This is a genomic window from Aquimarina pacifica (genome assembly GCF_000520955.1).
In the GTDB taxonomy this organism is placed as follows: Bacteria; Bacteroidota; Bacteroidia; order Flavobacteriales; family Flavobacteriaceae; genus Aquimarina; species Aquimarina pacifica.
This window is the reverse complement of the sequence record NZ_JACC01000078.1, coordinates 1-3,862: the sequence shown is the minus strand read 5'-3', so window position 1 is coordinate 3,862 and position 3,862 is coordinate 1. Positions and strand designations below refer to the sequence as shown.

Genomic DNA, 3,862 nt, shown 5'->3' with positions numbered 1-3,862 from the left:
CAAGATCCGAAGTCGCTGTAATATCCAAACTTGTCGTAGTACACGTTAGTGCTCCATTATTATCAGCAGCGATAGAAACTCCGGGAACCGTTTGATCTTCACTAATCACAATAGCATCTTCTGTAAAACATCCGGTTGCTGGGTTTGTCACCCGAACGGTATAGACCCCTGCTTCGGTAACTGTGATTGGATTCACGCCAGCAGAAAAACCTAACCAACTAAATATTGCATCAACAAGATCCGAAGTCGCTGTAAGATCCAAACTTGTTACAGTACAATCAAGAATACCATTATTATCAGCAGCGATAGAAACTCCGGGAACTGTTTGATCCTCACTAATAACAATCGAATCTTCGGTAAAACATCCTGTCGCAGGGTTTGTTACACGAACAGTATAGACGCCAGCTTCGGTAACCGTGATTGGATTCACGCCAGCAGAAAAACCTGACCAACTAAATATTGCATCAACAAGATCAGAGCTTGCGGTGATAGCTAAACTTGTCGTAGTACACGTTAGCGCTCCATTATTATCGGCAGCGATAGAAACTCCGGGAACTGTTTGATCCTCACTAATCACAATAGAATCTTCGGTAAAACATCCGGTTACTGGGTTTGTTACACGAACAGTATAGACGCCTGCTTCTGTAACCGTGATTGGATTGACACCAGCAGAAAAACCTGACCAACTAAATATTGCATCAACAAGATCCGAAGTAGCTGTGATATCCAAACTTGTTACAGTACAATCAAGAATACCATTATTATCAGCAGCGATAGAAACCCCGGGAACCGTTTGATCCTCAATAATCACAATCGAATCTTCGGTAAAACATCCAGTCACTGGATTCGTAACACGAACAGTATAGATACCTGCTTCTGTAATTGTAATTGGATTCACACCAGCTGCAAAACCGGACCAACTAAATATTGCATCAACAAGATCAGAGCTTGCGGTGATATCCAAACTTGTTACAGTACAATCAATAACTCCATTATTATCAGCAGCGATAGAAACTCCGGGAACCGTTTGATCCTCACTAATCACAATCGAATCTTCGGTAAAACATCCTGTCGCTGGATTCGTAACCCGAACAGTATACACGCCGGCTTCCGTAATTGTAATTGGATTCACACCAGCTGCAAAACCGGACCAACTAAATGTTGCATCAACAAGATCCGAAGTCGCGGTGATATCCAAACTTGTCGTAGCACAGGTTAGTGCTCCATTATTATCAGCAGCGATAGAGACACTAGGAACCGTTTGATCCTCACTAATCACAATAGAATCTTCGGTAAAACATCCGGTTACTGGGTTTGTTACACGAACAGTGTAAACGCCTGCTTCTGTAACCGTGATTGGATTGACACCAGCAGAAAAACCTGACCAACTAAATATTGCATCAACAAGATCAGAGCTTGCGGTGATAGCTAAACTTGTCGTAGTACACGTTAGCGCTCCATTATTATCGGCAGCGATAGAAACTCCGGGAACTGTTTGATCCTCACTAATCACAATAGAATCTTCGGTAAAACATCCGGTTACTGGGTTTGTTACACGAACAGTATAGACGCCTGCTTCTGTAACCGTGATTGGATTGACACCAGCAGAAAAACCTGACCAACTAAATATTGCATCAACAAGATCCGAAGTAGCTGTGATATCCAAACTTGTTACAGTACAATCAAGAATACCATTATTATCAGCAGCGATAGAAACCCCGGGAACCGTTTGATCCTCAATAATCACAATCGAATCTTCGGTAAAACATCCAGTCACTGGATTCGTAACACGAACAGTATAGATACCTGCTTCTGTAATTGTAATTGGATTCACACCAGCTGCAAAACCGGACCAACTAAATATTGCATCAACAAGATCAGAGCTTGCGGTGATATCCAAACTTGTCGTAGCACACGTTAGTGCTCCATTATTATCGGCAGCGATAGAAACTCCAGGAACCGTTTGATCCTCACTAATCACAATCGAATCTTCTGTAAAACATCCGGTTACTGGGTTTGTTACACGAACAGTGTAAACGCCTGCTTCTGTAACCGTGATTGGATTAACGCCCGCCGAAAAACCTGACCAACTAAATGTTGCATCAACAAGATCCGAAATCGCTGTGATATCCAAACTTGTCGTAGTACAAGTTAGCGCTCCATTATTATCGGCAACAATAGAAACTTCAGGAACCGTTTGATCCTCACTAATCACAATCGAATTTTCTGTAAAACATCCGGTTGCTGGATTCGTAACACGAACAGTATAGACACCTGCTTCGGTAACCGTAATGGGATTAACGCCAGCTGCAAAACCTAACCAGCTAAATGTTGCATCGACAAGATCCGAAGTAGCGGTGATATCCAAACTTGTGGTAGTACACGTTAGTGCTCCATTATTATCGGCAGCGATAGAAACTTCTGGCGGTGTGATTTCTTGTGTAGCAGTAACAGTTGTTGAACCTGTACAACCTCCAATAGTAGAAACAAAGACCGTGTATTCGCCCGGTTCACTGACAGTAACGCTTTGAGTTGATGCGCTAAAATCATTCGGTCCTGTCCAGAAATACGAGACTTCTTCTATTGATGATTCTGCCAATATAGTAACCGATGTCGTATCACAAGTCAATGTCCCATCTACAGTCGCATTTACATCGATCGTATTATTTTTATCTCCTTCAACTTTAACATTATCGAAGAAGTAGAACTCATCTGTCCCAGAATTATATTGTCGGATTACTATTTGTAATGTATTACCAACAAACGGATTTGATTTGGAGGTTTTTAGGGAAAAACGTCCCGAAAAATTATGATCCGCGAATAAGGTTTCGTTTGCTCCGTTCAAAATGTAATAAATTCGAAAATAATCTGAATTTAAGTCTAAAGATCCCTCTCCTGCTACATCCACAGAAACTGTGACATTAGTTATCCCAGAAATATCAATTACTTCAGATCTCCAAATAGACTCTGTGCCTAATCCATAACTTACAAATTCATTAGATTCAACTTTTGAACGATTGGGATCAGTCCCAGCATATGATAATGTCCATGCAGTAGTTCCATTATCTACAATGGTATTATCTTCTAAATTTTGAAAATCTTCTAACCAAATCGTATTATCAATATCTATTGATGAAGTTACCTCAACAGTTTGTGAGTTTTCGCAGCCATTCAATGGGTTTACAATCGTTACCGTATATGCACCTGCATCTTCAACTATTGGGTTTTGTAGTGTACTTGTAAAATTATTTGGTCCAACCCAACTATAACTTACATCCAAAGTGCTTGAGCTAACTAATAATTGTACCGTAGTTACAGTACAGCTCAATATTCCATCAACTGATGCAAATATTTCAGGAATCTTAGTATCTTCTTCAACTTCGATACTTGTTTCACTTATACAACCCGAAACGGTAGTGACTTCTAAGGTATACACCCCAGATTCAGAAACCGTAATATCTTGAGTGGTGGCAGTAAAATCATCTGGCCCCACCCATGAATAACTAACTTCAGCAATAGAAGAGGTTCCCGTAATGGTAACTGAATCAACATCGCAAGTTAATGTTCCGTCTACCGAAGCACTTACTTCTGGAAGTAACGTATCTTCTTCAACTTCAATACTTGTTTCACTTATACAACCTGAAACGGTAGTGACTTCTAAGGTATAGATCCCAGGTTCAGAAACTGTGATATCTTGAGTGGTGGCTGTAAAATCATCTGGACCCATCCACGCATAACTAACTTCAGCAATAGAAGAGGTTCCTGTAATGGTAACCGAATCAACATCACAGGTTAATATCCCGTCTACCGAAGCACTTACCTCGGGAAGTATCGTATCTTCTTCAACTTCGATACTTGTTTC

The 3,862-nt window shown here is 40.7% G+C and carries 1 protein-coding gene; it reads right to left on the bottom strand.

The genetic code is table 11. From position 1 onward, the window contains the following. Positions 1–3,862, bottom strand: a 3,862-nt coding sequence (locus tag DZ60_RS25360; RefSeq protein WP_034230410.1) for a hypothetical protein, incomplete at both ends; no start/stop codon positions are given.